The 26,010-nt window shown below is 68.2% G+C and carries 23 protein-coding genes, 1 tRNA gene and 1 pseudogene; 12 read left to right on the top strand and 13 right to left on the bottom strand.

The annotated features are described in order from the left end of the window. Positions 1-46 precede the first annotated feature (46 nt). A complete protein-coding gene (locus Q5694_RS09930) occupies positions 47-838 on the bottom strand; it encodes a hypothetical protein (protein WP_333932176.1) in 792 nt (263 codons plus the stop codon). Positions 839-958: 120 nt separating this feature from the next. Continuing rightward, complete coding sequence (locus Q5694_RS09935) at positions 959-1,639, bottom strand: DUF488 family protein, N3 subclade (RefSeq protein ID WP_333932177.1); 681 nt, start codon at positions 1,637-1,639, stop codon at positions 959-961. Positions 1,640-2,176: 537 nt separating this feature from the next. Between Q5694_RS09935 and Q5694_RS09940 the strand changes: the two genes are divergently transcribed. After that, positions 2,177-2,593 carry a hypothetical protein gene (locus Q5694_RS09940; protein WP_333932178.1) on the top strand — a complete coding sequence of 139 codons (417 nt, stop codon included), beginning with the start codon at positions 2,177-2,179 and terminating at the stop codon, positions 2,591-2,593. 167 nt (positions 2,594-2,760) lie between these two features. Here Q5694_RS09940 and Q5694_RS09945 read toward each other — a convergent pair whose 3' ends face one another. From Q5694_RS09945 to Q5694_RS09955, 3 genes are all read right to left on the bottom strand, one after another. Beyond that, positions 2,761-3,840, bottom strand: a complete 1,080-nt coding sequence (locus tag Q5694_RS09945; RefSeq protein WP_333932180.1) for a Gfo/Idh/MocA family protein — start codon at positions 3,838-3,840, stop codon at positions 2,761-2,763. An 879-nt stretch (positions 3,841-4,719) separates the two neighbouring features. Beyond that, the gene (locus Q5694_RS09950; RefSeq protein ID WP_333932182.1) at positions 4,720-4,950 is read right to left on the bottom strand and encodes a hypothetical protein; all 231 of its coding nucleotides are present in this window, start codon (positions 4,948-4,950) and stop codon (positions 4,720-4,722) included. A gap of 203 nt (positions 4,951-5,153) precedes the next feature. Next, positions 5,154-5,813, bottom strand: coding sequence for a helix-turn-helix domain-containing protein (locus tag Q5694_RS09955; protein WP_333932183.1), 660 nt, complete (start codon positions 5,811-5,813; stop codon positions 5,154-5,156). 321 nt (positions 5,814-6,134) lie between these two features. Here Q5694_RS09955 and Q5694_RS09960 point away from each other — a divergent pair, with 321 nt between their 5' ends. Genes Q5694_RS09960 through Q5694_RS09970 form a run of 3 tightly spaced genes read left to right on the top strand, consistent with a single transcriptional unit; the run spans position 6,135 to position 10,107 of the window. Continuing rightward, entirely contained in the window at positions 6,135-6,812 is a 678-nt protein-coding gene (locus Q5694_RS09960; RefSeq protein WP_333932184.1) for a hypothetical protein, read from the top strand. Positions 6,813-6,870: 58 nt separating this feature from the next. After that, on the top strand, positions 6,871-8,286 hold the full coding sequence (locus tag Q5694_RS09965; protein ID WP_333932185.1) for a transcriptional regulator: 1,416 nt from the start codon (positions 6,871-6,873) through the stop codon (positions 8,284-8,286). Further along, positions 8,287-10,107, top strand: a complete 1,821-nt coding sequence (locus tag Q5694_RS09970; protein ID WP_333932186.1) for a DEAD/DEAH box helicase — start codon at positions 8,287-8,289, stop codon at positions 10,105-10,107. Positions 10,108-10,125: 18 nt separating this feature from the next. On the opposite strand, the gene Q5694_RS09975 is transcribed toward Q5694_RS09970, so the two are convergent. Continuing rightward, the gene (locus tag Q5694_RS09975) at positions 10,126-10,314 is read right to left on the bottom strand and encodes a hypothetical protein (RefSeq protein ID WP_123188664.1); all 189 of its coding nucleotides are present in this window, start codon (positions 10,312-10,314) and stop codon (positions 10,126-10,128) included. Between the two features lie 70 nt (positions 10,315-10,384). On the opposite strand from Q5694_RS09975, the gene Q5694_RS09980 reads away from it, so the two are divergent. Both Q5694_RS09980 and Q5694_RS09985 read left to right on the top strand, forming a co-directional pair. Then, on the top strand, positions 10,385-11,338 hold the full coding sequence (locus Q5694_RS09980) for a NaeI family type II restriction endonuclease (protein ID WP_333932187.1): 954 nt from the start codon (positions 10,385-10,387) through the stop codon (positions 11,336-11,338). Continuing rightward, positions 11,335-11,838, top strand: coding sequence for a very short patch repair endonuclease (locus Q5694_RS09985; RefSeq protein WP_333932188.1), 504 nt, complete (start codon positions 11,335-11,337; stop codon positions 11,836-11,838). Before Q5694_RS09980 ends, Q5694_RS09985 begins: the two co-directional genes overlap by 4 nt. 16 nt (positions 11,839-11,854) lie before the next feature. On the opposite strand, the gene Q5694_RS09990 is transcribed toward Q5694_RS09985, so the two are convergent. After that, positions 11,855-13,129: a DNA cytosine methyltransferase gene (locus Q5694_RS09990; RefSeq protein WP_333932189.1), complete on the bottom strand. Its 1,275-nt coding sequence runs from the start codon at positions 13,127-13,129 to the stop codon at positions 11,855-11,857. A gap of 363 nt (positions 13,130-13,492) precedes the next feature. Between Q5694_RS09990 and Q5694_RS09995 the strand changes: the two genes are divergently transcribed. Both Q5694_RS09995 and Q5694_RS10000 read left to right on the top strand, forming a co-directional pair. Beyond that, the gene (locus Q5694_RS09995) at positions 13,493-13,852 is read left to right on the top strand and encodes a DUF317 domain-containing protein (RefSeq protein WP_333932190.1); all 360 of its coding nucleotides are present in this window, start codon (positions 13,493-13,495) and stop codon (positions 13,850-13,852) included. A gap of 168 nt (positions 13,853-14,020) precedes the next feature. Next, positions 14,021-14,659 (top strand): annotated as a pseudogene (locus Q5694_RS10000) (DUF317 domain-containing protein); the annotation flags it as partial. A 2,125-nt stretch (positions 14,660-16,784) separates the two neighbouring features. Here the strand turns inward: Q5694_RS10000 and Q5694_RS10005 are convergent. From Q5694_RS10005 to Q5694_RS10015, 3 genes are all read right to left on the bottom strand, one after another. Further along, positions 16,785-16,858, bottom strand: a tRNA-Pro gene (locus tag Q5694_RS10005). Between the two features lie 47 nt (positions 16,859-16,905). Beyond that, positions 16,906-17,679 (bottom strand): Pr6Pr family membrane protein, encoded by a 774-nt coding sequence (locus Q5694_RS10010; RefSeq protein WP_333932191.1) that lies wholly within the window; start codon positions 17,677-17,679, stop codon positions 16,906-16,908. A gap of 163 nt (positions 17,680-17,842) precedes the next feature. Continuing rightward, complete coding sequence (locus Q5694_RS10015) at positions 17,843-18,781, bottom strand: metallophosphoesterase (protein ID WP_333932192.1); 939 nt, start codon at positions 18,779-18,781, stop codon at positions 17,843-17,845. A gap of 156 nt (positions 18,782-18,937) precedes the next feature. Between Q5694_RS10015 and Q5694_RS10020 the strand changes: the two genes are divergently transcribed. Then, positions 18,938-19,402, top strand: a complete 465-nt coding sequence (locus Q5694_RS10020) for a GatB/YqeY domain-containing protein (protein WP_333932193.1) — start codon at positions 18,938-18,940, stop codon at positions 19,400-19,402. A 139-nt stretch (positions 19,403-19,541) separates the two neighbouring features. On the opposite strand, the gene Q5694_RS10025 is transcribed toward Q5694_RS10020, so the two are convergent. Further along, positions 19,542-21,854, bottom strand: a complete 2,313-nt coding sequence (locus tag Q5694_RS10025) for a transglycosylase domain-containing protein (protein ID WP_333932194.1) — start codon at positions 21,852-21,854, stop codon at positions 19,542-19,544. 407 nt (positions 21,855-22,261) lie between these two features. Here Q5694_RS10025 and wblA point away from each other — a divergent pair, with 407 nt between their 5' ends. Next, positions 22,262-22,600, top strand: coding sequence for a transcriptional regulator WblA (wblA, locus tag Q5694_RS10030; protein WP_333932195.1), 339 nt, complete (start codon positions 22,262-22,264; stop codon positions 22,598-22,600). A gap of 165 nt (positions 22,601-22,765) precedes the next feature. Here the strand turns inward: wblA and Q5694_RS10035 are convergent, their stop codons facing one another. After that, the gene (locus Q5694_RS10035; protein ID WP_333932197.1) at positions 22,766-24,214 is read right to left on the bottom strand and encodes an ArsA family ATPase; all 1,449 of its coding nucleotides are present in this window, start codon (positions 24,212-24,214) and stop codon (positions 22,766-22,768) included. Between the two features lie 48 nt (positions 24,215-24,262). Then, positions 24,263-25,240 carry an ArsA family ATPase gene (locus Q5694_RS10040; protein ID WP_333932198.1) on the bottom strand — a complete coding sequence of 326 codons (978 nt, stop codon included), beginning with the start codon at positions 25,238-25,240 and terminating at the stop codon, positions 24,263-24,265. A 117-nt stretch (positions 25,241-25,357) separates the two neighbouring features. Here Q5694_RS10040 and Q5694_RS10045 point away from each other — a divergent pair, with 117 nt between their 5' ends. Continuing rightward, positions 25,358-25,516, top strand: coding sequence for a DUF4177 domain-containing protein (locus Q5694_RS10045; protein ID WP_003991873.1), 159 nt, complete (start codon positions 25,358-25,360; stop codon positions 25,514-25,516). After that, a complete protein-coding gene (locus Q5694_RS10050; protein ID WP_333932201.1) occupies positions 25,516-25,977 on the top strand; it encodes a RidA family protein in 462 nt (153 codons plus the stop codon). Before Q5694_RS10045 ends, Q5694_RS10050 begins: the two co-directional genes overlap by 1 nt. Positions 25,978-26,010 lie beyond the last annotated feature (33 nt).

The following is a 26,010-nucleotide window of genomic DNA, read 5'->3' on the forward strand; positions in this document are numbered from 1 at the left end:
GCCGACGCAGCTCCTGAAGTCCGCCTGAAACCCCGGCAGGAGTTCGTCACTCACCGAACAGACTGTCCTGTACGTACTCGATGACCTTCCGCTCCGGGTAGAAGACGGCCAGCAGCATGAACGTTTTGGGATGGGCCGCGATGTTACCCACGAAGAAGTGAACGGCTCGGTTCGAGGCACACATCCGGTTGTACCAGCGCTCGCGAAGCGCATCACGGACCCCGCGCTCGCCGTACTTGCGCAGGAACTTGCGGTACGACTGGCCGGCCTCCCAGTCCTTCAGCCCCATGTCGTGGGTCGGGCAGTCGTCATCGGCACAGCGAAAGCTGTAGCGGAGGTCGAGTGGCACCCACTCCAGCGGGTCCAACTCCTGCTCGAAAAGGTCGAGTTGGTTGGCCAGTGCAGCTCTGGAGGCAGACCAGGGCTCCGCGGGCTCCAGCCGGAAGCGGGTGATCTCGGCAGGCCGGAAGACGCCGAGGGAGGTCCCTCGCTGCTCCTGATCCCGCTTGATGGCGCAGAGCGACGGTGCGACCAGCGGCTCGACATACCGGTACCGCTTCTTCCAACCGCCGTCGGACGGCACCTCACCCACGATCTCCAAGGTGTCGAGGTCGGGCCGGAGACTCTCCGGGCGTGAGTCTCGCTCCGGACGGTGCGGCTCGACGTCGACCTCGATGATCGAGTACTTGGAGAACTGGGTTTCCTCGCTCAGGAGCCGGAAGGGCACCGGGAAGAGCCGTACATGCTGTGGCTCGCCCTGGTCGAGGCGTATGCCGGCCACACAGCTGGTCTCGCGGTACTTGTTGGACAGCTCGGGATACGTCTTGACCGTGATCATGATCGTTGCGCGCTGCCGATTCCGCGATCCCATGGTCGCCCCCTCCACTGATCTCCCGGATCCGATTGGAGGAGAGGCATGCGCCACCGGCAAGAGCGCGTGCGGCGGCGAGGGGCGAAGTCAGGCCAGCGGAAGTACGGGTACGGCGGCCCGTTCACGGACCGTCTCCAGGACGACCTGCCGGTGGCAGCGGCTCTCGTCCTTCTCGAAACACAGCACGGCGACACGCGACTGCCGAGCTTGCTCGGCAAGGCGATCGAGGTCGGCCTGTGCCCCATCGGACCGCAGCAAACCGCGGAAGCGAGCCCGGCCCACGTCGAGTCGGCCGTCCCAGAACGGCGCCCGGTTGTCCTTGGGATTGCCCAGGCCACGCAGGTGGGTGTACTCGATGCCGGCCACAGCGAGCGCCTGCCCGAGCCGAGTCTTGCTGAAGCCCTTCTTGCGGCTGATGGGCGTGAGTCGTACGTCCGCCACGACGTCGATACGGCTGTCGAGGAGAGAGGCGACGAAAGAGTCGATGTCCCGGCCTTCGTATCCAGCGGACCATAGACCAGGGGCGACCTTGGCCTCCCGGAAGAGCTCATCGAGGGAGACCTCAAGTGCCTCGGCGACCGCTCCGACGGTGAAGAAACCTGGCTGGATCGCTCCCTCGCTCTCCAGACGGGCCAGCGTTCCTGCGGCGATGCCAGCTTCTTTCGCGAGCCGCTCCCGCGTCCACCCACGGGCCTCCCGCAGGGCACGGACCCGCTGGGCGAGTGCTCGGGCGTGGTCGTGGGGACGCGCTGAGCGATGGCTTGCCATGTGTCGTGATCCTAATGGCCGTTGAGGCGGGCGGGCATGGTGTTCCCAGCCCGACTACGGGGCTGTTTCGCGAACGCGCAGGTTCGAGTGCCCGCAGCCGCTGCACTTCAGAGGGCCTCACCAGTCACCCTCTGGGAGAACCCGACCAAGATCGTCTCCCACATTTCGTCAAAGGATCTCCAGAAACCCGTCAGGGGCCCGATCCACTTGGTGGATCAGGCCCCTGACCTGGTACTTCACTGTCGGGGTGGCGGGATTTGAACCCACGACCTCTTCGTCCCGAAGCAACTTTGATGGGTGCTCGGCCTTGGGCTGGTGCGTCTCTCACCTGCGGCGATGGTCCAGGGGCGTCCGCGCTTGTCCGCCGCTGTCCGTCGGCGTTGTCACGCAGTTAGACACTCACCGCCCGATCGCACGCTGCTGCATAGCCGTGACCGGGTCGGAGCTGGACCAGTAGAGAATGGCAGGGTGGACGTAGCTGCGGAACTGTGCGCTCTTACGGGCTCATTGTCGCGAGAAGACGGGGTTTTCGGGCGTGTGGTCGACGAGGCCGACGGATCCGTTCGGGAACTCGTTCGCCAAGTGGCCGCCGAGGCTGAAGAGGCTTGGAAGCTGTATGCAGTGGAAGGCGCAGTCGGCCCGGACACACCAGTAGAGATCGACGACGCACTCTTGCAGATCGACGCTGAGCGCGCAGCGGAGCTCTTGACCTACCTGGCGACCTACAACCTCGTGTTCCCGGGCCCAGCACGCCGAGACCGCGCCCACGCCCGAAGAGCGGCGGAACGTGTTGTCCGTCTGCTGGGCTATGAGGCCGCCTGGTACACGAACATCACTGACCTCCCGCCCGGAGCAAGAGCGTGGAACCCGGTCACCCGGCATACCTTCGATGGGGTCGTTGCCGGGACCGGCGGGTCCTTCACCCTGGTGTTGCTGCAGGTAGGCGAGGACTGAACCCCGCTGACATTCTGCCGCGGCCGTGTCAGCCGCGACGTTGCGCGAGCACCGCTTCAGGAGTTCGATCCGGGCCCTCTCAGGCTGCGGTCGTCGGCTGGTGGGACGGCCAGACAGAGACGCTGGTGTACGTCCCCGTCCGGCGTCGTTGATGTCAGATATGGATGTCAGGAACCGTCTGAGCGACTCTCTGGACCGGTCGTCATCACAGGCACCGGGACTGGACGGGAACCGTTGGCCAGTGACTCCGCGCCGGCCACGCCGACCAGTGACGCGGCCACGGCGGGCCGTACCGGTACCAGCGGTGGCTCTCCGCGCTCCATCGTGGCCCGGAAGGCGCGCAGTACTCGTACGGTGCCCTCGACCCCGCGTGCCACGGGCTCCCCGGCGAGGGTGAAGGGCGGAGGGGTGCGTTCCTCCTCGCGTGCGTGGCCCTCCGGGGCCGCCCAGCCCTCCGTCCTGACACGGACAGACCAGGACCGTTCGCCGGCGGCCCGGACGGACTCGGCCAGCGCCTTGGTGCCGCGTACGGAGATCCAGCTCCAGTGGCTGTCGGCCTCGCCCTGGAGGAACCCGTGCCGAGTGAGGGCCAGTGCCCCGGTGGACAGCCGTACGGCCATGACGACCGCGGCGCGTGGGTCCGCCTCGTCCACCGAGAACGCCGACACCTCCACCGGCCAGGCCTTCGTGAGGGCCAGTATCGGTGAGAGGGTGTGCGTGCAGTACGCCGTGGGAGCGATGCGCCCGCGCCAGTGCGCCGGATCACCGATCAGGCCCGCGACCTCGTCCGGGGACATGCCGTGCAGATAGTCCGCTTCGATCAGGCTGATCCGGCCCAGCTCCCCGGCCTCGATCGCCTGCCGGATGAGACGGACATGCGGATGGACCACGTAGTTCTCGGCGAAGGAGTAGGTCGCGGACGACCTGTCCGCCGCCGTGATGAGCCGCTCGCCTTGCACGGCGTCCACGCACGCCGCCGACTCGGACAGCACATGCACCCCACGGTCCAGGAACGCGATGGCCAACGGCGCGTGCTCGTCGAAATCGTTGGCCAGGACGACTCCGTCAAGACGGTGCTCTAACAGCTCCTGCCACCGTTCCACCAGCACCGCGTCGGATAACTGCGCCCGCGCCACGGCACGGCGTTCGGGGTCGCGGTCACATGCCGCCGCGACCTCCAAGCCCACCTTGCGGCACCAGTCCGCCAGGTGAAGCCCCATCCTGAGTCCGACCACTCCTACCCGCATACAGACATCCTCTTCTGAACCCCCCTTCCCGCACAGCTGGTTTCTCACCGTGAGAAGGCAGTGGGTGAAGGGACTGACCGGAGCGCACGACGAAGGGCCAGGCCGGGGGGAGATCCCTCCTGAGCTGCGGCTTCACCGGCAAGGGACCGTGCGGGTACTCGCCCATGAGGCACCGGTGTCGACCGTGGCAGACCCCTGCATCCGGCACGGTTGCGGCACGCGACCTCTCCGCTGCGAGATGCACCACTGGGCTGCTGCGATGGTCCGTGGGGCCTTACCGCGATTGCTGCGTCAGGAGCCCAGGTGGCCACGTGAGCCGGGGACTGAAACCGGCCCGTGATCCAGACCGGTGCCGTGGTCATGGACGGGATCTTCGGCGCTGATCCGCAGGGCCGTGGACACACGGGAAGCGGTAGTCACGCAGAGAGACACGCACACGAAAACAGGTGAGGCACCTAGGAACGTCCCTAGGTGCCTCACCTGGTGTTTCACTGTCGGGGTGGCGGGATTTGAACCCACGACCTCTTCGTCCCGAATGAGGTTCGGGCGAGATCACGGCCAGTACGTATGGCGTTTGTGCAGGTCACGGTGTTGGAGTGACCGGGTGTCGCGTGGTCCTGCGGGGGCTCGGGGAGCGGGTCGGCTCCCAGGGGGCGCAGGCGGCGGTCAGGGTGCTGACCTGTGCACTGCGAGGTCGGCCGGTACGGGTGTGCCGGCCGTCCTTCTTGAGGCAGGCCAGCAGCCAGCAGTGTGCGGCACCCGCCGAGATGCGCTGGTGCCGCACACTGCCTGATCGTTCAGCTTGCCGCCGTTGGCGCGGCCGGGTCGGTCAGTGCCTGCTCCCCCCGGGGCAGGGACGGGCCGTGAGCAGCGAGTACTTCACTGGTTGAGGTACCGAGTGGCCGCGATCTGGATGAGGATGCCGCCGCCGGCGAAGGCGGCCCCCTTGAGGATCTGGATCACCAGCGTCCAGCGGAGGAAGCGGAGCCGGCGGCGCATCTTCTCCCACAGGGGGCCGACGCGTTCCGGACCTCCGGTGGCATTGCGGAGCCGCAGGCAGACAGGTTTGATCTTCCTGGCCAGTCGGGCCGGGAGGGCCTTACAATTCAAGATGGAACTCCTGGTTGGTCATCGATCTAACGGGCGTTTCGGCAGGGGAGGTCTCGGTCGCGGTTTGCCGACCCTTCAGGCCGAGCCTTCCCTGCACTGCCGGGGGTGCGCGGCAGCCGTAAAGGGGCGGGGCCCCTCGTACCTGTCGCTGGACACATGTGTTCCCTGTTCCTGATTTGAGTGAGAGTCGACCATTCAAAATGCTAGCGGAGTCCGCCGAGGGTGATTGCAATTTCCGTTGAGTCCCTCCCGGCTGATTTAGCAGAACGGATCAAAACCTCCATTTCGGTCTTCATTCCTGCACGCGCAAGGATGTCGGCATATATGCCGATATCCCCTTCACTCAGCGCCGCCCCCAGGTCCAGCAGATGGGCCACGCGGTCGGCCTCGGCCATCGCCGCCAGGTGTGCCGGTAAATTCGGGTTCATCGGCGCCGTGCTGTTGCGCCGGTCCCCCTTGTCGGCGGAGGTGTTGCAGAAACTGTTGCGCCGGTCCCTCTCGCCCCCCGCCTCGTCGCAGGTGCACCTGCCCGCGCATCGACGGCAGGTCGACTTCCGCGCGGCCTGAAGGAGCGGCTTGAGTGCTGCGAACTCGCGGGCCAGTGCGGCGGCATCTCCCCCGTCTGGCACCCCCTCGGCCGCCAACCCGGACATCTCCTCGATAACTGCCGTACGCGGAAGCCGCCGTCCGTTGAGCCAGTGGGAGAGGAGCGGCGGCGAGACGTGCAGCGCCTTCGCCTTCTGCGCCATCGTGTCGCCGGGGCGGACATGGTGGATGAGGAGCTTGAGGGCTTTGGCGAACGCCTGAACCTCTTCCGTGGCCTCGGGCGCACAGGTGGTGCTAATCGATCCAAGTGACGGCATGCCAAACGAACCCTTCCGCTCGCTCGAGATTGCCTAGGGGGAACCGGTGATCACCGGAAGCCTAGCCACTCCCCGGCTCGGTGGTGCACAGTTCCGTGCTTTTTCCTGGCTACTTTTCCCGGGGGTATTTGCCACCTTCAATGCCGACAAATGATCCTAAAACGGATCTTTACGGACGCCTTCTCTTTCCCCGCCCGTGTAAAGATCGCTAATCGCTGGAATAAGGGTGTGGGGGCGTGCTACTAATGAATGTCCGCAGCCCGCTGCCCACCAGCCACCCCGGGCCATCCCCGCAGGGAGGCCCCCGCGAATGGAGATGTCATGCCGTCCTGGCAGGATGCCGGCCTCGGAACGATGAAGCGCGTGGCCCTGTGGTTGGTCTCCGTGGTCGGCGAAGGCAATACCTTCACCAAGGAGGACCTGCGGGCAGCCTTCCCTGGGGTGTCCCAGGTCGACCGCCGCATGCGGGACCTCCGTGATTTCGGTTGGCGTATCGACACCAACAGGGAAGACGAGGAGCTGGACCCCCACGAGCAGCGCTTCGTGAAGCCCGGCGACCCTGTCTGGGAGCCAGGTCGCGCGACTCGCAAGTCAGGAACGATCGCGATCGGTGCGGCGCGCCGACGCGAGGTGCTGGCTAGGGACGGGAACATGTGCCGCTCCTGCGGCATCACCCCCGGCGAGATCTACGCCGGCACCTATGAGGCAGCCCAGCTCGACATCGCCCGTAGGGAAGTGGTCAAGCCGGACGGCACCAAGGCCACGGAATTGGTCACCGAGTGCAAGCGGTGCCGGGTGGGAGGCAGGGAGCTCGCAGTGGATCTGGGCAAGGTGCTCAAGGCAGCCGCCGTCCTCGACCCGGCCGAGCGCAGCGTACTGTCCGACTGGGTGGTGGCCGACCGGCGGGAGTTCAGCCGCCTGGAGCAGATTTGGAGCGACTACCGCTCTCTGCCTGAGGAGTCGCGGGCGCAGCTCCGGGCGGAGCTGGGACTCGGCTGAGCACCCGGTTGCACAGGGCAACCCTCGTAAGAACGCGAACGGAAGTAGGAGCAAGTACATGGCCAAGGGCTACGGTCTGCCGCCGGGTGCCGAGGAGAACCGCGCCCTTGTGCGGTCCCGGTTGGAGGAGATCGCGGCCGGCGGCGGCCCCCGCGAGACCTTCACTGTCGAGTGGCGGGGCGGGCCGGAGCATCTGGAAGTCATCCAGATGCCAGTGGGCAGCCTCTACTACAACCCGGCAACCCACCGCATCCGCGCACAGGCCGGTCACGACCCGAAGCAGGCGGAAGCGCTCGCGGACGACCCCTGGAGCAGTGACAGCCAGGCATACTTGGACCGCCTTCTGCAGGTGCTCCCAGCAGATCCCGCCCGGACTGATCCTGAGTTCGACGAACTGATGGCGAGCCTCAAGGAGTACGGCCAGACCGATCCCGGGCTGATCACTCACGAAGGCATCCTCGTCAACGGCAATACCCGGCGCGCTGCTTTGATGCAGCTCTTCGGTCCCAACCACGCCATGCGTGTAGCCGTACTGCCGCCTTCCTGCGACTGGCAGGACATCGCTGCGATCGAACTGTCGCTCCAGCTGCGCAAGGAGCACCGGCGGGACTACTCCTACATCAACCGGTTGCTCGCGGTTCAGGAGCTAGTGGATCAAGGCACGCCCCTCGCTGTCATCGCCGCTACCTTCCGCACGACCGCGGAGCGCTGCCGGCAGGACCAGTGGGTGCTCGCCCGCATCGAGTCGCTCATCGAGCGAAGCAAGACGGCCGGCGAGCAGCTGTCCTTGGTCGCTTTCGAGGACCAGGCTGAGAAGTTCCGCGAACTGCACCGCGCATACGCCAAGCAGTACGCGGTCAACCCGGAGAAGGCGGAGCTCCTGCTGGAGAACCGGCTGGCGGCCATGCTCCTGGGCTTCGCCAAGACTGATGTCCGGTTCATCGACCACGACTTCCGCGACCGCTACCTCTCCAAGACGCTGCCGGACAGCGAAGCCCCAGCTGAAGCTTCGGCGGGGGTGGCCATCCCCGGTTTGGGTCGGGCTGTGAAGGGTCCGTCTGCCTCCCTTGGTGCAGCCAAGGCATTGACAGACGCCGTCCTGCACGCGCGAGCTGTCAGCCGGCCAGGCAGCGCGGCTCCGCCGGAGGCTGCGGCTGAGGCACAAAAGGAGGTCGTGCGGCTGCGCGCAGCGATGGATCAGGCCATCAGCGATGCCGGCCGCGACGCGCGTATCAAGAAGCGCAAGCAGGCAGCACCTGCCCGCCTTGCCGACGCCGGCCGCGACATCGAGCAATGCGTTACGGACCTGGTCATGTCCCGCGCGCAGCGAAGCCTGGATGAGGAGTCGTTCGACGACGCCGTCACTGATCTGCGGCAGAAACTGGAGAAGCTCGCTATCGAGACCAAGCGCACTGTGCAGCACCCAGGAGACGGCGTGACCTGGCTCCTCGAGACGTTCGGGAAGGCGCGCTAAGTGGCCGACGGACCCAGTCTGACGATCGGCTTCGACATCACTCGCACGCAGGCAGCGCTGCGGACTGTGCCCGAGTGCCGTGGTGCGCTGGGGCAGTTGATCGCCAGCTTCCCCAGCGGCCGGATGACCGACAGGCTCTCGGCAGCTGTCCCCATCGATAGCTTCCTCGCCAGTATCAGCGCGCTCGGGGCCTGGGCACGACCGGACAGCGTTGTCTGGGAGGAGGACTTCCGTCTCCTTGTCACCGAGATGCTCGACACGGCGGACACGGCGGAGAGGCTCCTCAGCGGCTCGCCCGACGAGGACACCGTCGAGCCGGATTCGGTCCCGTCCCTGCTGAGCGACGACTGGATCGGCCCTCTTACCCCTTTCCAGCTCCGCGACATAGCCCGCCTTCTCTCGGTCGGCCACGGAGCCAACTTCAGTGTGCCCGGCGCCGGCAAGACCCGTGTCTCCCTCGCCGTCTTCTCTGCACTCCGCCAGCGCGGAGCCGTAACCCGCATGCTTGTGGTGAGCCCGAAGTCCGCCTACGAAGCATGGCAATGGGAGCCGGAGCAGTGCTTCTCCACCGGGCTCGACGTGCAGGTGCTCGGCAAGTCGGTCCCGGCCTCAGCAGACATCCTCCTCGTCAATTACGAGCGTCTGGACCGGGCCCTCGCTGGGCTGTCCCAGTGGCTGGAGGCGGCCCCAGCGATGCTCGTCCTCGATGAGGCCCACCGAATGAAGCTCGGCGGGGCCGGGGTTTACGGTGCCGCCTGCATGGCACTAGGCCCCCTCAGCCGCGTCCGGATGATCCTCAGCGGCACTCCTGCACCCAATGGCGCCAAGGACCTGGAGAACCTTCTTTCCTTCGTCTGGCCGGGGCACGGGCGGCGCGTGGTCACTCAAGCTGTCGACGGCGGCGACCTCGCCCATGCCAGCCGAGTACTGCGCCCCCTGTATACGCGGACGACCAAAGAGGAGCTCGGACTGCCTCCCGTGGAGACGCGGGTGCGCCGAATCCCGATGCCGCCGCTTCACCGCGAGATCTACGACGCTCTGGTGGGGAAGCTCTCAGCCAGGGCGGCGGCCGACCGCACCGACTTCGAATCGCTCGGCAAGACAGCGCTGCGCCTGCTGATGGCCGCCACCAGCCCGGCTCTGCTCGTGGCGGGCTCAACGCGTTACGAGCCGCTGCACTTCCGCGTCCCACCGCTGGAGGTGGCCGAGGGGGATCCGCTCTCCATGCTCCTCCGCCGACTCCCCGACTACGAGCTGCCGCCCAAGTACCAGGAAACCCTCTCCATCGTGTCCGCCAATGCTGCGGCCGGACGCAAGACTCTGATCTGGACGAGCTTCGTCCGCAGTATCACTTCGCTCCAAGCACTGCTGACGCCGTTCCAGCCAGCGGCTGTGCACGGGGGGACCCCCGACCGGGAAGCTGAGTTGCGCCGCTTCCGGAAGGATCCGGACTGCAGCGTCCTCATCTCCAATCCGGCGACCCTCGGCGAGGGCATCAGCCTCCACCAGGTGTGCCATGACGCGGTCTATGTGGACCGTGATTTCCAGGCCGGCCGGTTCCTGCAGAGCCTCGACCGCATTCACCGCCTCGGCCTCGCGCTGGACACGGAGACGCGGGTCACGGTCCTTACGGCCGAAGGTACGGTCGACGAGGTGGTAGCCCTTCGGTTGGCGCAGAAACTGGACTTCATGGGGCGGATCCTCGACGACCCGGAGGTGCAGCAGCTGGGCGATCCGGAAGAGGAAGTCCCGCTGGCCGCAGGAATGGACGCCGCGGACGTGCGAGCACTCCTGCAGCATCTCGGGGCGGGAGCCGTCTAGCGCCAGCAAAACTGCGACTCACAGAGTTCCGTCTCGCAGCAGCGCCTCGACGGCGTCCGCCTCCCGCTGCAGCACAATGCGCCCGTCCCCGTCGCTGAAGGCGAGGATGCGGCCGCCCGTATCCAGGCCCGCCTCCGCCAGGAGCCCCAGCGGCAGGGACACACGGCCCTCGTCATCGATCTGCAGTTCAGCTGGTTCGCGTATCACAGCTGAAGTCTGCCAGTCTCCTCGTCGGACCGGGCTGCCCTGCCGTCCGGAGCCCGGATAGAGTCCTGCCGTGGACGGCGAAGCGATGAGCACGCAGGCAGCCCTGTGGCCTGTTGACGAACCAGGCGATCCGGAACTGGATGCCGTTGCGCAGCAGATTCTCGCTGCCGACCCGCACGGCAGGAGGACCGCAGGGGCGATCCGGCGGAGCATCGACATGCTGCTGGATGGGCAGCACACCGGTCGCTTCCGGTGGGACCAGCTGTACAAGACCGAGAAGGCCCACTTGGGCACGTTGATCGAGATCAACATGCAGCGCGAGTTCGGCTTCGCCGACGGCCTCAGCATGGACTACTCGATCGCCGGCACCGACGTCGACTGCAAGTACTCGCAGACGCTCGGCGGGTGGATGGTCCCGCCAGAGGCCCTCGGCCACCTGCTGCTTGTCGTCTGGGCCAGCGATGAAGAGTCCAGATGGTCCGCCGGCCTCGTGCGCGCCCTGCCTGAGAGGCTGAACAACGGCGGCAACCGGGACGCCAAGAAGACACTGAACGCCGCAGGGCGGGCCGCAGTGCGGTGGCTGTTCCACCGGGCTCCTCTCCAGGAGAACATGCTGCTGCGGCTCTCCGAGGCCGATATCAAGGCGATCTTCTCCCACAGGAGCGGCCAACGCAGGGTGGACGATCTCTTCGTGAGAGCTCAGGGCCGCCGGATCAGCCGCACTGTCGTCGCTACAGTGGCGATGCAGGAGGACTACATGAAACGCGTCCGCTACAACGGCGGATCGCGCTCAAGGCTCCAACCCCGCGGCATCGTTATCCTGGGCCATTACTCCAGCCACGGCCGGATTGCCGAAGCGCTCGGCCTGCCCATACCTGGTCCCGGTGAGTCGGTGAGCGCCCGGCTTGCGGCTGCCGCTCTCCGCCACGGGGACGCACCGAGAGTAGAACTGGGCGGGCAGGAATGGGTTGTCGCGAGGCCGGATGACCCAGAGGAAGCCGTCCCCAAACTGCCGGAGATATGAGCGAGCAAGCGCAACCAGAGCAACAGGCCGGGCAGTGGACACGGCCCGAAGGTTCCTGGGCCTCCTCGGCCGCGAACCGGCGGAGCATGCTCGGCAACCGGAACCGCGACACCGCACCCGAGCTGCTCCTCCGCTCGCTCGTCCACGCCGCTGGACTGCGCTACCGGGTGGCGGCCAAGCCGCTTCCGAAGATGCGCCGCACGGCTGACATGGTCTTCCGCCCAGTGAAGGTGGCCGTCTTCATCGACGGCTGCTTCTGGCACGGCTGCCCAGAGCACTTCGTGATGCCGAAGACGAACCGGCCGTACTGGGAAGACAAGATCGGCCGGAATATTAAGCGCGACCGGGACACGGACAACCGCCTCGCGGAGGCGGGCTGGATGGTGCTCCGCTTCTGGGAGCACCTCGAACCAGAGGCGTGCGCCAGGACCGTCATCGAGGCAGTGACCGCCCGGCGGCAGGAGGCCGCAGCCACGAAGCGTGACCGGAAGGCCCCCTGACCGCCCGCGGCAGCTGTCAGCTGATCTTCGCCTGGTTCAGGGAGAAGAGTTCATGCCTCTGATGGCCCTCTTGGCCGACGAAAGCCTTGAACTCGCCGAGCCTGTAGCTGAGGGCGCCGCTGGAGCGCTTCACCCTGTGGATCACGAAGTCGTGCTCGAGGTGGGCAATGTGGCGTTCGACTTCCGGCTCTGACATGTGCTGCCCGGTCTTCTGCAACCGGCTGATGATCTGGTCGACCCCGATGGGACGCTCCATCCCCCGAAGCAGCTTGTAGACGGGGTCGTGGACTACCTCTGTTGTCTCTACCAGCTCGGTGCGGGGCCCTTCCTGCCGCAGCGCCCGTGCGATGGACCGGCCCACCGCCTCCGCGACAGGCGGCGGGAAGGCGTTGCCTACCTGCCGGTACGTACTGGTCTTCCGGCCCTCGAACACCCACTCGTCCTCGGGCTTCCAGCCCTGAATCCGGGCCACCATCTCCACGGTCAGTTTCGGTCCTGGCTTGCCTTCAGCCGGCTTCCAGCCAGGCTCTGGGGCATGATCGCTGACACCGAGAGCGTCCACCCCCAGCTTCGCCCAAGCAGCCTTGGCGCGCGTAGGTCCTAGGTCGGCACCACCGTGCTTCTTCGACCCTCCGACGATGGTGGGGGCGATGTCGTTGGCCTCCTCAGCCCAGCTTTTAGCGCCCTCCCAGCCTCTAGCGGCCATGAGGTCGCAAAGGGCTTCGCCCACTGTGGGCCGCTTGGCCGCCAGCGGTTCAGGCCATGTGAAGTACTCAGCGTATTCAGGGCGTAGCGCTACGAGCACGAAACGGGGCCGCAGCTGCGGCACTCCGAAGTCAGCTGCGTGGAGGAGCTTCCACTGAGCGACGTAGCCAGCGCTCTGCAGGGTGTCGAGGACGTTCTGCCGATAGGCCGCGAAGCGGTTGGCGCTGAGCCCCCGGACGTTCTCCAGCAGGAGCGCCTTGGGCTTGGCCCTCTCAGCCAGGCGCACGGCCCAGGCGAAAAGATCACGCTCGTCGGTTGCCCCCAACTGCTTACCGGCGATGGTGAAGGGCGGGCACGGCACTCCGCCGGCGATCAGATCCATCCCGCTGAACTTCTCGGGCTTCCAGACCTCCGGATCAGCCACATCGCCTTGCCGGACATCCCAGTCTGGCCGATTCCTGCGCAGTGTGGCGACGGCGTGCGTGTCGAGCTCAACGGCCAGGGCGTGCCCGAATCCGGCGCGCTCCAAACCGAGGGCCTGGCCGCCCGCCCCTGCGCAAATCTCGACAGCCTGCAGATCTGTCATTCATCCTCCATACGTGCGCACCGCCCGCCGCGCGCTTGGCTGCACTCGCGGCAGACCGGACTCGAACGCGCTAGCGAGTCCGTCTCTGTGTACGAACATCCCAGGAACAAGCCAGCAAGTCCACCGAGCCGGGCGTGTACAGCTGACCGCGAACGGGGCCAGTGAGAATGCCCAGTCTAGGTGGCTGGAACCCAGCGGACCCTTGCCTTACTGCCGCCTCACACGAAAGAAATAGAGGACCATCTCACATCCGACGCCGACGACCTCATGCCCGACCTCAGCGGCCCTCACCGCGAGCGGCAGTCGGCAGGTCTCTGTCCCACCGGATGGACGCGTAGTCACTGGGCTTGACGCATCTTGATCATGCTGTCTACCTCGTTGTGCAAATGCCCGTACGGAGGTCCGGGCGAGTCGTACCCGCCCTTGCGTAAGTGGCAGCTCGGCCCGGGCCAGCCCACGCTCGTAATGGATCAGTTCTGCGCCGACGACTTCAACCTGGTCGTCGACGACCGCGCGGACGTACACGTCAACTCCAAGGACGGCTCCTTCTATCTCGGATGGTTCCCGTCCGGCCGTCCTGGCACCGACAGCGAGGGATGGAAGATCGCCGTTACCGGGACGGCCAAGGTACGCGGCTACCAGATGTCCTTCGACACCGAGACGCCGACCGATACCGTCGCCGCCGCAGTCGCTCGCGTGCTGGAGACCTCCCAGCATCTGTGACAGCAGAGGCACGGTGCGGAACTCCTCGGGCGGCCCGTCGTCTCCCTGGCGCAGGGGAGGCGCGGGGACACGCAGCTCGGCCACCTGCCACCCGAGACCGCCGCAAACCCGGCCCGGCACTCCCCTCTATCCCCGCGCGTTGCTGGCGGCACGAAGACCCCCAAGCCTTTGGAGGCGCACCTGTATCCCGACTTTCCGTTCGGCCCACCTAGCCCGACGAGCGTCCCGTCCGCGTACTGGGTCGGTCCCCGGCATCTGGCCGGTGACGACGGACGACTGTACGACTCCGTCGCCGACACACTCGCCGGCCTGGGCTGGACGAGCCTGACGATCGTCCGTGGTCGCCAGGAGCCGGACGAGGCCACGAAGGACCGTCAGGTCCTGCGCAGCACCGTCCTCCACATCAGTCCCGACTCCCTGCGGTGGGCGCAGCGGGTTCTGCCGGACGAGCCGTTCCACCTGGGGAACCAGCCGATCGCCTGGCAGGTCTCCGCGCGCACGGACCTGAGCAGTCCGCTCGCCCAGTGGTCGGCCTACTTCACCCCCGAAGTCCCCGGAGAGGTCCTCGCCAACTTCCTCGTCGCGCTCGACGCCCGCAATCAGCCCGCCCTTTCGCTCGGTGGCCCCGAGCTGGTCCTCGACGCCGTTACGGCGCACGGGTGGCTGCGTGACGCCGACCAGCCCGGCACGGGCGCGGTCGATCCGACCTTCGCCTCCCACATCCGCCTCGGGGAGGTGCCGCCCCTCATCCAGGACGCCGACCCTCGGGCGCTGGTGGCTCAGGCGGACGAGGCGGTCCTGGCTGGATGACAGGCGTGGGCTGAGCCGGTGCTCGGCGCTGGTGAGGTATCGGCCTTGGGCGGTGAGGAAACGCGAGTCTCCGGCCAGCGGCACGACAACAGCGGCAGCGGGCTCTGCGGGGCTGGGCGCGGTCGCCCTGTCAGACTGCGGAGCTATGAGCCGCTCCAAGTAGAAGGTGAGCTCCGTCCCATCAGCAGCCAGTACGTGCCGACCTGGTCTTAAGCCCCGCCCACGTAGCTCAACCAGGCCCTCAGCGGGTACATCGAGCCGGTCTCCGTCCAGGGTGACCAAACCAGGCTTGCGGAGCTCCTTCGGCACCATCAGGTCCGGCTCGCCGCCTAGCAGGAAGTGCGACCGCTGGCGCCACTCTGGCCGTACACGCCGGCCGTTGCGGAGGCTCAGCAGATTGGCCGTGTTGTGGCGGACGTTCTGGATTCCCGATTGGGCCAGAGCTTCAGCTAGCGCTGGTGCGTCCTTGAACTCCAGCGCTGGGGTGATCTGCCAGCCCGGAAGCGGCACATCCTCGGGTCGGTACCATTCCACCCAGCCTCCCGCTACCGGCTCTTCCCGTAGCGCCATAAGCTTCCGCCCGCTTTCCACGCGCACGGCGGTTTTCTGACCACGCGCGGTGAACCCGGATTGAAGCGCGTCCGCCACCTCAGGTACCGCTCCGGACAGCACATACGCTTGATCCTCGGCGCCGGACGCGAGGTTCAGCTCCCCGTTGGGATGCTGCAGCACGTCCGCTTCCACTCCTGGCACAGTCTCCGCGTGCCAGCGGATCTCCCATCCTGCCCATCCGTCTTCGACCACCACACGCAACGGCACCCGACGGAGACCGTCGATGGAACCCTGAGTCGTCGCATCGTCCCAGCTTTCGAGCAGGGCAACCAGCAAGGGCTCCAGCAGTGGCCTCTCGCTGTCAGAAACGAGGGCCCGGCGCAGCCCCTGGGATAGGCCCTGCGGATGGCGGGTGCTCCACACGGCGAGGTCCCTCAGCAATGTCGCACCATCCACCGGTTGACCCGGTGACAGGTCGGCAGACCGGATGAAGGACGTGAGGGCGGCGTGATCCGAAGCCCTGACCAGCGCCTGCGACTGGGCATAGCCGATCTTCGTGTACGTGGGGTTTTTCTTGATCGTGCTGAGGCCGCGTGCCCCGGCCTTCTCGCGAAGCCATTGATCCAGGCAGACCCAAAGTTCGACGACAGTGTCGTAATGCTGCTGAAGCTGGTGCTTGTGCTGTGCTCTATTGCCCCAAGGGGGCTGGAGGACCTCGGCGAGGCGCGCATAGTATGCCGGTGCTCCGGGCCCTAGTTCGGTCCGTCGCATATTGGCGGCCGCCAAGACGGTAGCTGCCAGCAGGGGCAGGCAGGGGGGAGGATCCTGGCGCGTCCCCCGCTTCCAGGCACGGCAACGCGCAGAGACCGGCTCGTACGGGCTTCCATGCCAGGCGAGCACAGAACTGACCGCGATGCGTAGTTCCGGCACCTGCTCCTGGTCGTGAAGGGTGAGCAGCTCTGCCTCGTCGATGAAGAAGAGAACGGGTATACCGCTGCGATCTTCACCGAAGAATTCTCGGGCCAGGCGAGACTGCCACCACTCAAACGAGTGCCACGCACTCTTCCCCTGAGACCCATTCCCGACGCTCATCCGCTCACCCCGCTGCCGGAGCTGCAACTGCTGATCTGCGGCCTAGCTCTACCCGAACCAGCAGAACAACTACATGCACTTGCACACAACCCCCCCGGGCCTCATGAATCGTGCTGATGGGCATACAGCACGTCACAGATCTATCACCTGAACACCCCCTCCGATACCGAAAGACCATCTGAGAACCAGGCGACTTGATCCGCTGGGCGTGTAGGGGCGGCGGCGGCTTGCCCTCGCTAGGTCGTCCTCCGCCACCATCGAACGCCCACTGCTCGACACTGCTGCCTGGCCCAGTGGGGTGGCTTGCCCGAACCGCCATCTTGCATCGATGCGAGGGCGAGGTGCCGATAGTCCGGTCCAGGGGATGGCGAGCCTTCTACCGGGTTTGGCTCCCCAATGGCTCCCAAGATGGACCCTGAAACCACTCAGGGGCCCGACCCGCTCTCGCGGATCAGGCCCCTGACCTGGTACTTCACTGTCGGGGTGGCGGGATTTGAACCCACGACCTCTTCGTCCCGAACGAAGCGCGCTGCCAAGCTGCGCTACACCCCGATGTCACTGCTGTCGCGGCGACGTCGTTTACTTTAGCCCACCGGTGGCTAGAGACGAAATCCGGTTTTGCCGCGGTGGCGCATGAGGTTCGGGCGGGCGTGGTCCAGCCCCACCAGCAGCAGCGCCAGGGCGTAGAAGGCGAGGCCGAGGAGGAGGGCGTTGCCGAGCACCTTCTTGTAGCCGTCCTGGCCGACGTCCAGGAAGGGGTAGAGGTACTGGTCGGTGCTGCCCGGGAGGAGCAGCTCGCCCCTGCCCAGGCTGAAGGCCAGGTAGGCCATGGGGTAGAGCAGCCACGTGCTGGCCTGGCGCAGGTGCAGGCGGCCCGGGACGGTGAGCAGCAGCCAGTCCAGTACCGCCGCGACGGGCGTCACCGTGTGCAGCACGGCCTGGGAGAGGGCCCGCCAGCCGGTCGGCTCGGCCGCCGCCTCGCCGGTGAGGGCGAAGGGGCTCGCGTCGTTGGCCAGGAGCACGTGGTGCACCGCCGCCGCGATCACCACGTAGAGCAGCGTCGCGCCCAGGAGGGCTCCCGGCAGCGGGCGGCTGGCCGTCCAGGCGCGGCGGGCCGAGAGGATCATGACCGCTGCCAGCAGGATGTTGCTCTGGACGGCGAAGTAGCCGAGGGCCCGGGACGCGTCGCCGAGGACCAGTTCCAGCGTCACGGCCCCGGCCGCCGCGGCGGCGACCAGCAGGCGGAACAGCGCGGCCGCGGGGCGGCGGACCGGGGTGACGACGGCCGCGGCGGGCACGGGCGTCGGCTTCAGTACGGGCTTGCCCGGAATCGCGGGGAGGTCCGGTATGTCCCTGGGTATCGGGGCTGTCATGCCCTCAAGCTGACAGAAGCGGACATAGCGGGCGACGCGGGCGTAGCCGAGTGGGTGATCCAGAGCCACCCGGTGACCGGCCTCCGCCGCCTTGCCCCCGGGGCCTCGCCTCGGGCCGTCGCTGCTCGGACCCGCTCACCCGGCCCCCGTCACGCCCGACCCGCTACCGCCTCCCCTGGTCCCGGGCCACCAGCGTCAGCAGCGTCGCCTCCGGCGGGCACGCGAACCGGACGGGGGTGTAGCGGTTCGTGCCACAGCCCGCCGAGACGTGCAGGTACGACGTGTGCCCGTCGGCCGTGTGCGTGGACAGGCCCTTCACCCGGTCCGTGTCCAGGTCGCAGTTGGTGACCAGGGCGCCGTAGAAGGGGATGCACAGCTGCCCGCCGTGGGTGTGGCCGGCGAGGATCAGCGGATAGGCGTCCGCCGTGAAGGCGTCCAGGGTGCGCAGGTACGGGGCGTGCACCACGCCCATCGAGAAGTCGGCCGAGTCGGACGGGCCGCCGGCCACCCGCGCGTAGCGGTCCCTCTTGATGTGCGGGTCGTCCAGACCCGTCAGCTCCACCGTCGCGCCCTCGAGCTTGAGCTCGCCGCGCGTGTTCGTGAGGTTGAGCCAGCCCGCCGCGTCGAAACCGTCCCGCAGGTCCTCCCACGGGTTGTGCACCACGCCCCGGGCGGGCGGGTTGCCGTTCAGGCCGTGGCGGCCCTGGGCCTTCTCCATCAGGTAGCGGGCGGGGTTGCGCAGCTTGGGGCCGTAGTAGTCGTTGGAGCCGAAGACGTACGCGCCCGGAAACTCCATCAGGGGGCCGAGCGCGTCCAGCACCTCGGGGACACCCTCGGGGTCGGACAGGTTGTCGCCCGTGTTGATCACGAAGTCGGGGCGCAGGCCGGCCAGGGAGCGCAGCCAGCGCTGCTTCTTGCGCTGCCCGCCGACCATGTGGATGTCGGAGACCTGGAGCACACGCAGGGGACGCATCCCCGGAGGCAGGACCGGGACGGTGACCCGGCGCAGGCGGAAGGAGCGGGCCTCGAAGCCCGCGGCGTACAACAGACCGGCGGCGCCAGCCGCCGCGATTCCCAGGGGGACTCCGTATCGCGCGCGCATACGACCATCGTGTCAGACCGCGAAGGGGGCCCGGGTACGGCGGTGGCCGAAGTGGCCCACCGGTACGGGCTCTTGCCGTGCCGCCCGCGGGCGGGGAGGCGGTACGGCCGCCAAATCGGGGGGCGCCCGTCGCCGGGCACCTGCGACAATCACCCCATGACCACGCTCAAGTCGAAGCTGCAGGATGACCTCAACGCCGCGATCAAGGAGCGCGACGAGCTCCGCTCCTCGACGCTCCGGCTGACGCTCGCCGCGATCACCAAGGAGGAGGTCGCGGGCAAGGAGAAGCGCGAGCTCTCCGACGACGAGGTGCAGAAGGTGATCACCCGTGAGGCGAAGAAGCGCCGCGAGGCGGCCGAGGCCTTCGCGCAGGGTGGGCGTCCCGAGCAGGCCGAGCGGGAGAAGGCGGAGGGCGAGGTCCTCGCCGGCTACCTGCCCCGGCAGTTGTCCGACGACGAGCTCCAGCGGATCGTGGCCCAGGCCGTCGAGGAGGCCAGGGCGGCCGGCGCGGAGGGCCCGCGGGCCATGGGCGCGGTCATGAAGATCGTGAACCCGAAGGTGGCCGGGCAGGCCGAGGGCGGCCGCGTCGCCGCCGTGGTGAAGAAGCTCCTGGCCGGCTGAGCCACCGTCCCCACCGGACGAACCGGGCTCCGTCGTCCGACCCCGGCGCCCGGCCGTGACTCGAACGCCGCGGCCCCCTCCCACCACCCGGTGGGAGGGGGCCGCGGCCCATGTCACTGCCCGGCGCAAGCCGCCCGCGTCAGCGGAAGCCGCCTCCGTTGCCGTTCCCGCCGCCGTTGCCCTGGCCGCGGAAGAGGCCCTCCGGGATGGAGAAGGAAGGCGTCGGGAAGGGGTTGTCGCCCCCGCCACCGCCGCCGTTGTTGCCCCCGACCAGGCCGCCGATGAAGCCGTCGTTGCCGCCGTTCCCGCCGTTGCCGTCGCCGTTGCCGCCGTCGTCGCGGCCACCGTCGCCGCCGCCGCGGTCCCGGTCGCGGTCGATGCCGCCGGGGATGTGGACGTCGCTGAAGTCCTCGACCGGCTTGCCCGCCAGCGCGCCGGACATCATGTCCCGCCAGATCGGACCCGGCACCTGACCGCCGAAGACCTTGCCGTACGAGCGGCCGCCGATGGTGATGCCGGTCATCTTGCGCTTGTGCGCCGGGTCGCCGACCCACACCGCGCCGGCCATGTTCGGCGTGTAGCCCACGAACCAGGCCGCGTACCGCTCGTCCGTCGTACCGGTCTTGCCCGCGCTCGGACGGCCGCCGAGGCCCGCCTGCCTACCGGTGCCGTCCTCGACCACGCCCTTGAGCAGCGCGTTGATCGTGTCGGCGGTCCTCTCCGACATCGCGCGCGAGCAGGTCGACTTCGGCACCGGCAGCGACTTCGTCTTGTCACCGATGCGCCGGCTGACCGACTCGATGGCGATCGGCGTGCAGTACATGCCCCGCGAGGCGAAGGTGGCGTACCCGTTCGCCATGGTCAGCGGGGACATCTCCTGCGTGCCGAGGGCGATGGACGGCACCTGCGGCATCTTGTCGCCGTCGGCGCGCTGGACACCCATCTTCTTCGCCATCGTCGTCACCGGGCAGATGCCGATGTCGCTGATCATCTGCACGTAGTAGGTGTTGACCGACTTGGCGGTCGCCTCGCGCATGTCGTACGGGCCGACCTCCGACTCGTTCTCGTTCTCGAGCCGGGCCGGGTTGTTGGGGTCGTTCATCCACTGCTTGCCGTCACAGGCCGAAACCGGGCTCGGGTACGGCATCCGGTACGGCGAGGAGTACACCTTGTTGGCCGGCATGCCGTCCTCGATGGCCGCCGCCGCCACGATCGGCTTGAACGTCGAACCGGGCTGGTAGCCCATGCCGCCGCCCATCGCCTGGTCGACGGAGAGGTTGATCTGCGTCTCGTTCTTCTTGAAGCCGTACGGACGCGACTGGCCCATGGCGAGGATCTTGCCGGTGCCCGGCTGGACCACGGTGGCGGCGGTGGCCACCTCGTCGCTCTTGTAGACGTGGTCCCGGATGGAGTCCTGCGCCGCGTCCTGGGCCTGCGGGTCCAGGGTGGTGCGGATGGTGAGGCCGCCCTGGTTCCAGACCTTCGCGCGCTGCTCCCTCGTCTTGCCGAAGACCGGGTCGGTGAGGAAGACCTCGCGGACGTAGTCGCAGAAGAAGCCGGCGCCCTTCACGGCCGTGATGCAGCCGTTCTTGGGCCTGCTGACCTTCAGGCCGAGCGGTGCCCGACTGGCCTCGGCGGCCTGGGCCCGGGAGATGTCGCCCACCTCGGCCATCCGCCGCAGCACGATGTTGCGCCGCTTGGTGGCCTCCGCCTCGTCGTTGACCGGGTCGTACCGGCTGGGCGACTGGACGATGCCGGCCAGCAGGGCCGACTCCTGGATGTTCAGGTCCTTGGCCGGCTTGGAGAAGTAGCGCCGGGACGCGGCCTCGATGCCGTAGGCCTGCTGGCCGAAGAACGTGATGTTCAGGTAGTTCTCGAGGATCTTCTTCTTGCCCAGCTCCTCCTCGACCTGGATCGCGTACTTGAGCTCGCGGATCTTGCGGCCGATGGTCTGCTGGGTGGCCTGGGCGACCTTGGTCGGGTCGTTGCCGGCCTCCTCGACGAAGACGTTCTTCACGTACTGCTGCGTCAGGGTGGAGGCGCCCTCGGAGACCCCGCCGGTCTGCGCGTTCTTGTTGAGGGCGCGCAGCACGCCCTTCAGGTCGACCGCGCCGTGCTGGTAGAAGCGCGAGTCCTCGATCGCGATGATCGCCTTCTGCATGTGCGGCGAGACGTCCTTGAGGGGGACGACCGTGCGGTCGCGCGAGTAGACCGTCGCGATCGCACCGCCCTCGGCGTCGAGGATGGTGGTGCGCTGGCTCAGCGGCGGGGTCTTCATGTTGGCCGGGAGCTCGTCGAAGCTCTCGACGGATCCCTTCGCCGCCAGCCCCAGCGCGCCCACCGCGGGCAGGGCGAGGCCGGCCAGGACCGCCCCCGCCAGGACACTGACACCGAGGAACTTGGCGGCCTGCTGCGTGGGAGACAGACCACCGCCCGAGCGCTTGTTTGGCATGAGGGCAGCCTACGTTCTCATTCGCCGGACAGGCGTATATGCCTTGGCCTAAGCTGCTCTCGACTGTCACAGCAGCGAGGTCACGTATCCATACGTCCGGCGACCCCGAATCGTTCCGGATGTTCCCCGACTTTCTGATGGGGGCGTGTCCGAATCCGCCTCGTGTGTCACGCGGCGTCCGATGTGACGCAACTGAACTGTCCCGTTTTGACGGGAAAGTTCTGTATGTCGTCAGCTCACTCCCCCGGGTGATCTGCCGCTTACCCATAGTCCGTTCGGACCATTCAAGATTGGGCCCGCTGGGGGTGTTGCGCTCTGCCCACCTTCCGTAACGTCCTCAACTGGCGGCGGTGAATATGCCGCTGCCGCCGTGGGGGAGCCTCGATTCGGGAGAGGACGGCGCCGGTATGGGCTGGGTAACCGACTGGAGTGCGCAGGCGGCCTGCCGCACTACCGATCCGGATGAACTGTTCGTTCAGGGAGCAGCGCAGAACAGGGCCAAGGCGGTGTGCACCGGATGCCCGGTGCGCACGGAGTGCCTGGCGGACGCGCTGGACAACCGCGTCGAGTTCGGCGTGTGGGGAGGCATGACGGAGCGGGAGCGCCGCGCACTGCTGCGCAGGCGACCCACCGTCACCTCCTGGCGCCGGCTGCTGGAGACGGCGCGTACGGAGTACGAGCGGGGGTGCGGTGTCCTCCCCCTCGACGACGACGAGGTCTACGAGAACTACGCGGCGGTGAGCTGAGCGGCTCCCGCCGGGAGCAGCCGGAGGTCGAGGGCCCTTCACGGGGCCCGTCGCCGTCGGTCACTCAGCTCCACCGCCCCCAGGGGGCACGGTGTTCGTCGCCCTGGGGGACGAGGCCCGTTGCCCTGGGGCACGGGCCGGCCATCCACTGCGGCGTAGGCGTCCTCAGGCAGTCGCCTCGGGCGTGTCGCCCGGTTCCGTTCCGGTCGCCACGGCCGGGTCGGGCAGTGCGCGCTCGCCTGCCGCAAGCCGGTCGCCGATCTCGCGCAGTCCCGCGAGGTCGTGCACGTCACCCGGCAGCGCGGCCACCTCCGTCACGGCCACCTCGGGGTGCAGCGCGGTGAAGCGGTCACGCGTGCGCTTCTCGCGGGAGAGCAACTGCATACGGTCCGCGTGCAGCCTCAGCAGACCCGCGGCGAGCCGGTCGACGGCCCGCTCGTCCTGCGCGGCGCCCCCGGTGTTCTCGTCGTCGCCGCCCTCGGCGTTCTCCATGTTCTCGGCGGGGGAGCCGGACTCGGGGGCCGCAGCGGCGTCACGTTCTGGGGTTCCGGGCGTGGGAGAGTCTGAACTGTCCTGTGCGTCGGGGGAGTTACGAAGTAGTGCTTTCCCGCCCCCCTGATCCACAATGCGGGCCTCTTCAAGATTTTCCGCGGCGGCGAGCGCCCGCTCGGCGGACAGCCCGTCGGCGCCGCTGCCGTGGACCCGGTTGAGCACCAGACCGGCCAGCGGCATGTCCTCCGCGGCCAGCCGTTCCACGAAGTAGGCGGCCTCGCGCAGCGCGTCCCGCTCCGGCGCCGCGACCACGAGGAACGCCGTCCCGGGCGCTTGCAGCAGCTTGTACGTCGCGTCCGCGCGGGTGCGGAATCCGCCGAAGGTCGTGTCCATCGCGGAGACGAACGTCTGGACGTCCTTCAGGAGCTGACCGCCGAGCAGCTTGCCCAGGGTGCCGGTCATCATGGACATCCCGACGTTCAGGAACTTCATGCCGGCCCGGCCGCCCAGCTTGGCCGGGGCCGTCAGCAGCCGGATCAGCCGCCCGTCCAGGAACGACCCCAGCCGTTTGGGCGCGTCCAGGAAGTCCAGCGCCGAGCGCGAGGGCGGGGTGTCGACGACGATCAGGTCCCACTCGTCCCGGGCGCGCAGCTGCCCGAGCTTCTCCATCGCCATGTACTCCTGCGTGCCCGCGAAGCCCGCCGAGAGCGACTGGTAGAAGGGGTTGTTCAGGATCGCGGCCGCCCGCTCGCGGTCCGCGTGCGCCTCGACGATCTCGTCGAAGGTGCGCTTCATGTCCAGCATCATCGCGTGCAGCTCGCCGCCCGCGGAGTCGTCGACGCCCTTCACCCGGCGCGGGGTGTTGTCCAGCGAGTCGATGCCCATGGACTGGGCCAGCCGGCGGGCCGGGTCGATGGTCAGGACGACGACCTTGCGGCCCCGCTCGGCCGCGCGCAGGCCCAGCGCCGCCGCGGTCGTGGTCTTCCCGACCCCGCCCGAGCCGCAGCAGACCACGATGCGGGTCTGCGGGTCCTGCAGCAGCGGATCGACGTCCAGCAGGCGGGCGGGGGCGAGGCGGTGGCGGGCCGGGTCGTGCGTGTGGGCCGGGTCCGGACGACTCATTTCATCCCCTGCTTCCGCTCGTGACCGACCTCGACCGTGTGCCCCCGCTCATGACACGCCCTGCTCGCGCAGTTCGCGCGCCAGGGCGTACAGCCCCGCCAGGTCCATGCCCTCGGCGAACAGCGGCAGTTCGTGCAGCGGCAGGCCCAGCTCGGTGAGGACCGCGCGCTGTTCCTGCTCCAGCGTGTACCGCTCGGCGTACTCCGCGGCCTGCGCCAGCAGGGGGTCCACCAGCCGCTCGGCGTGCCCCCCGCGCCGCGCTCCGCCCAGCCCCGCCGACGACAGCGACCGCGCGACAGTGGAACGCGCCACCGTCCCCGCGAGTTCCAGGTCGGCCGCGTCCAGCAGCTCCGGGCGCACCATGTTCACGATGATCCGGCCCACCGGAAGCCGGGCCGAACGCAGCTCGGCGATACCGTCCGCCGTCTCCTGGACGGGCATCTCCTCCAGCAGCGTCACCAGGTGCACCGCCGTCTCCGGCGACTTCAGCACCCGCATCACGGCCTGCGCCTGATTGTGTATCGGGCCGATCCTGGCGAGCCCCGCCACCTCGTCGTTGACGTTCAGGAAGCGGGTGATGCGGCCGGTCGGCGGCGCGTCCATGACGACGTAGTCGTACGTGAAGCGGCCGCTGCGCTCCTTGCGGCGCACGGCCTCGCACGCCTTGCCGGTCAGCAGGACGTCCCGCAGGCCGGGCGCGATCGTGGTGGCGAAGTCGATCGCGCCGATCTTCTTCAGGGCCCGCCCCGCGCCGCCCAGCTTGTAGAACATCTGGAGGTAGTCCAGAAGGGCCAGTTCGGGGTCGATGGCGAGGGCGTACACCTCCCCGCCCCCGGGAGCGACGGCGATCTTCCGCTCCTCATAAGGCAGCGCTCCCGTCTCGAAGAGCTGCGCGATGCCCTGGCGGCCCTCGACCTCGACGAGAAGCGTCCGCTTCCCCTCGGTGGCGAGGGCCAGCGCGAGGGCAGCGGCCACCGTGGTCTTGCCGGTACCGCCCTTGCCACTGACGACCTGGAGCCTGCTCACGTATTCGAGCCTAACCAGTCCGCGCCCGCGCTACGCGGCAGGCTGTGGACAACGGGTGCCGGGGTCGGCCCGGGACCGCGGCCCTGGCCCGCCCGGACACGGGCTAAAGTCGGCCGCATGACCAAGTGGGAATACGCAACCGTGCCGCTGCTCGTCCATGCCACGAAGCAGATCCTGGACACCTGGGGCGAGGACGGCTGGGAGCTCGTCCAGGTCGTGCCCGGGCCGAACAACCCCGAGCAGCTCGTGGCCTACCTGAAGCGGGAGAAGCAGTAGTGGGCGCCGTCGAGGCGAAGCTCGCCGAGCTGGGCCTGAGCCTGCCCGACGTGGTCCCGCCGCTCGCGGCGTACCAGCCGGCCGTGCAGTCCGGCCCGTACGTCTACACCGCGGGTCAGCTGCCCATGGTGGACGGCAGGCTCCCGGTCACCGGCAAGGTCGGCGCCGAGGTCACCGCGGAGGAGGCCAAGGAGCTGGCACGCACGTGTGCGCTGAACGCCCTGGCGGCCGTCAAGTCCGTCGCCGGTGACCTGGACCGCATCGCGCGCGTGGTCAAGGTCGTCGGCTTCGTGGCCTCGGCCTCGGACTTCACGGGCCAGCCCGGGGTGCTCAACGGCGCGAGCGAGCTGCTCGGCGAGGTCCTCGGCGACAAGGGCGTGCACGCGCGCAGCGCCGTCGGCGTGGCCGTGCTGCCCCTGGACGCCCCGGTCGAGGTCGAGATCCAGGTGGAGCTCGCGTAGCACCCCGCACCCGTCCGAGCTGCGTGATCCGTA

The sequence above is a fragment of the Streptomyces sp. AHA2 genome, from assembly GCF_036857595.1.
Classification (GTDB): domain Bacteria; phylum Actinomycetota; class Actinomycetes; order Streptomycetales; family Streptomycetaceae; genus Streptomyces.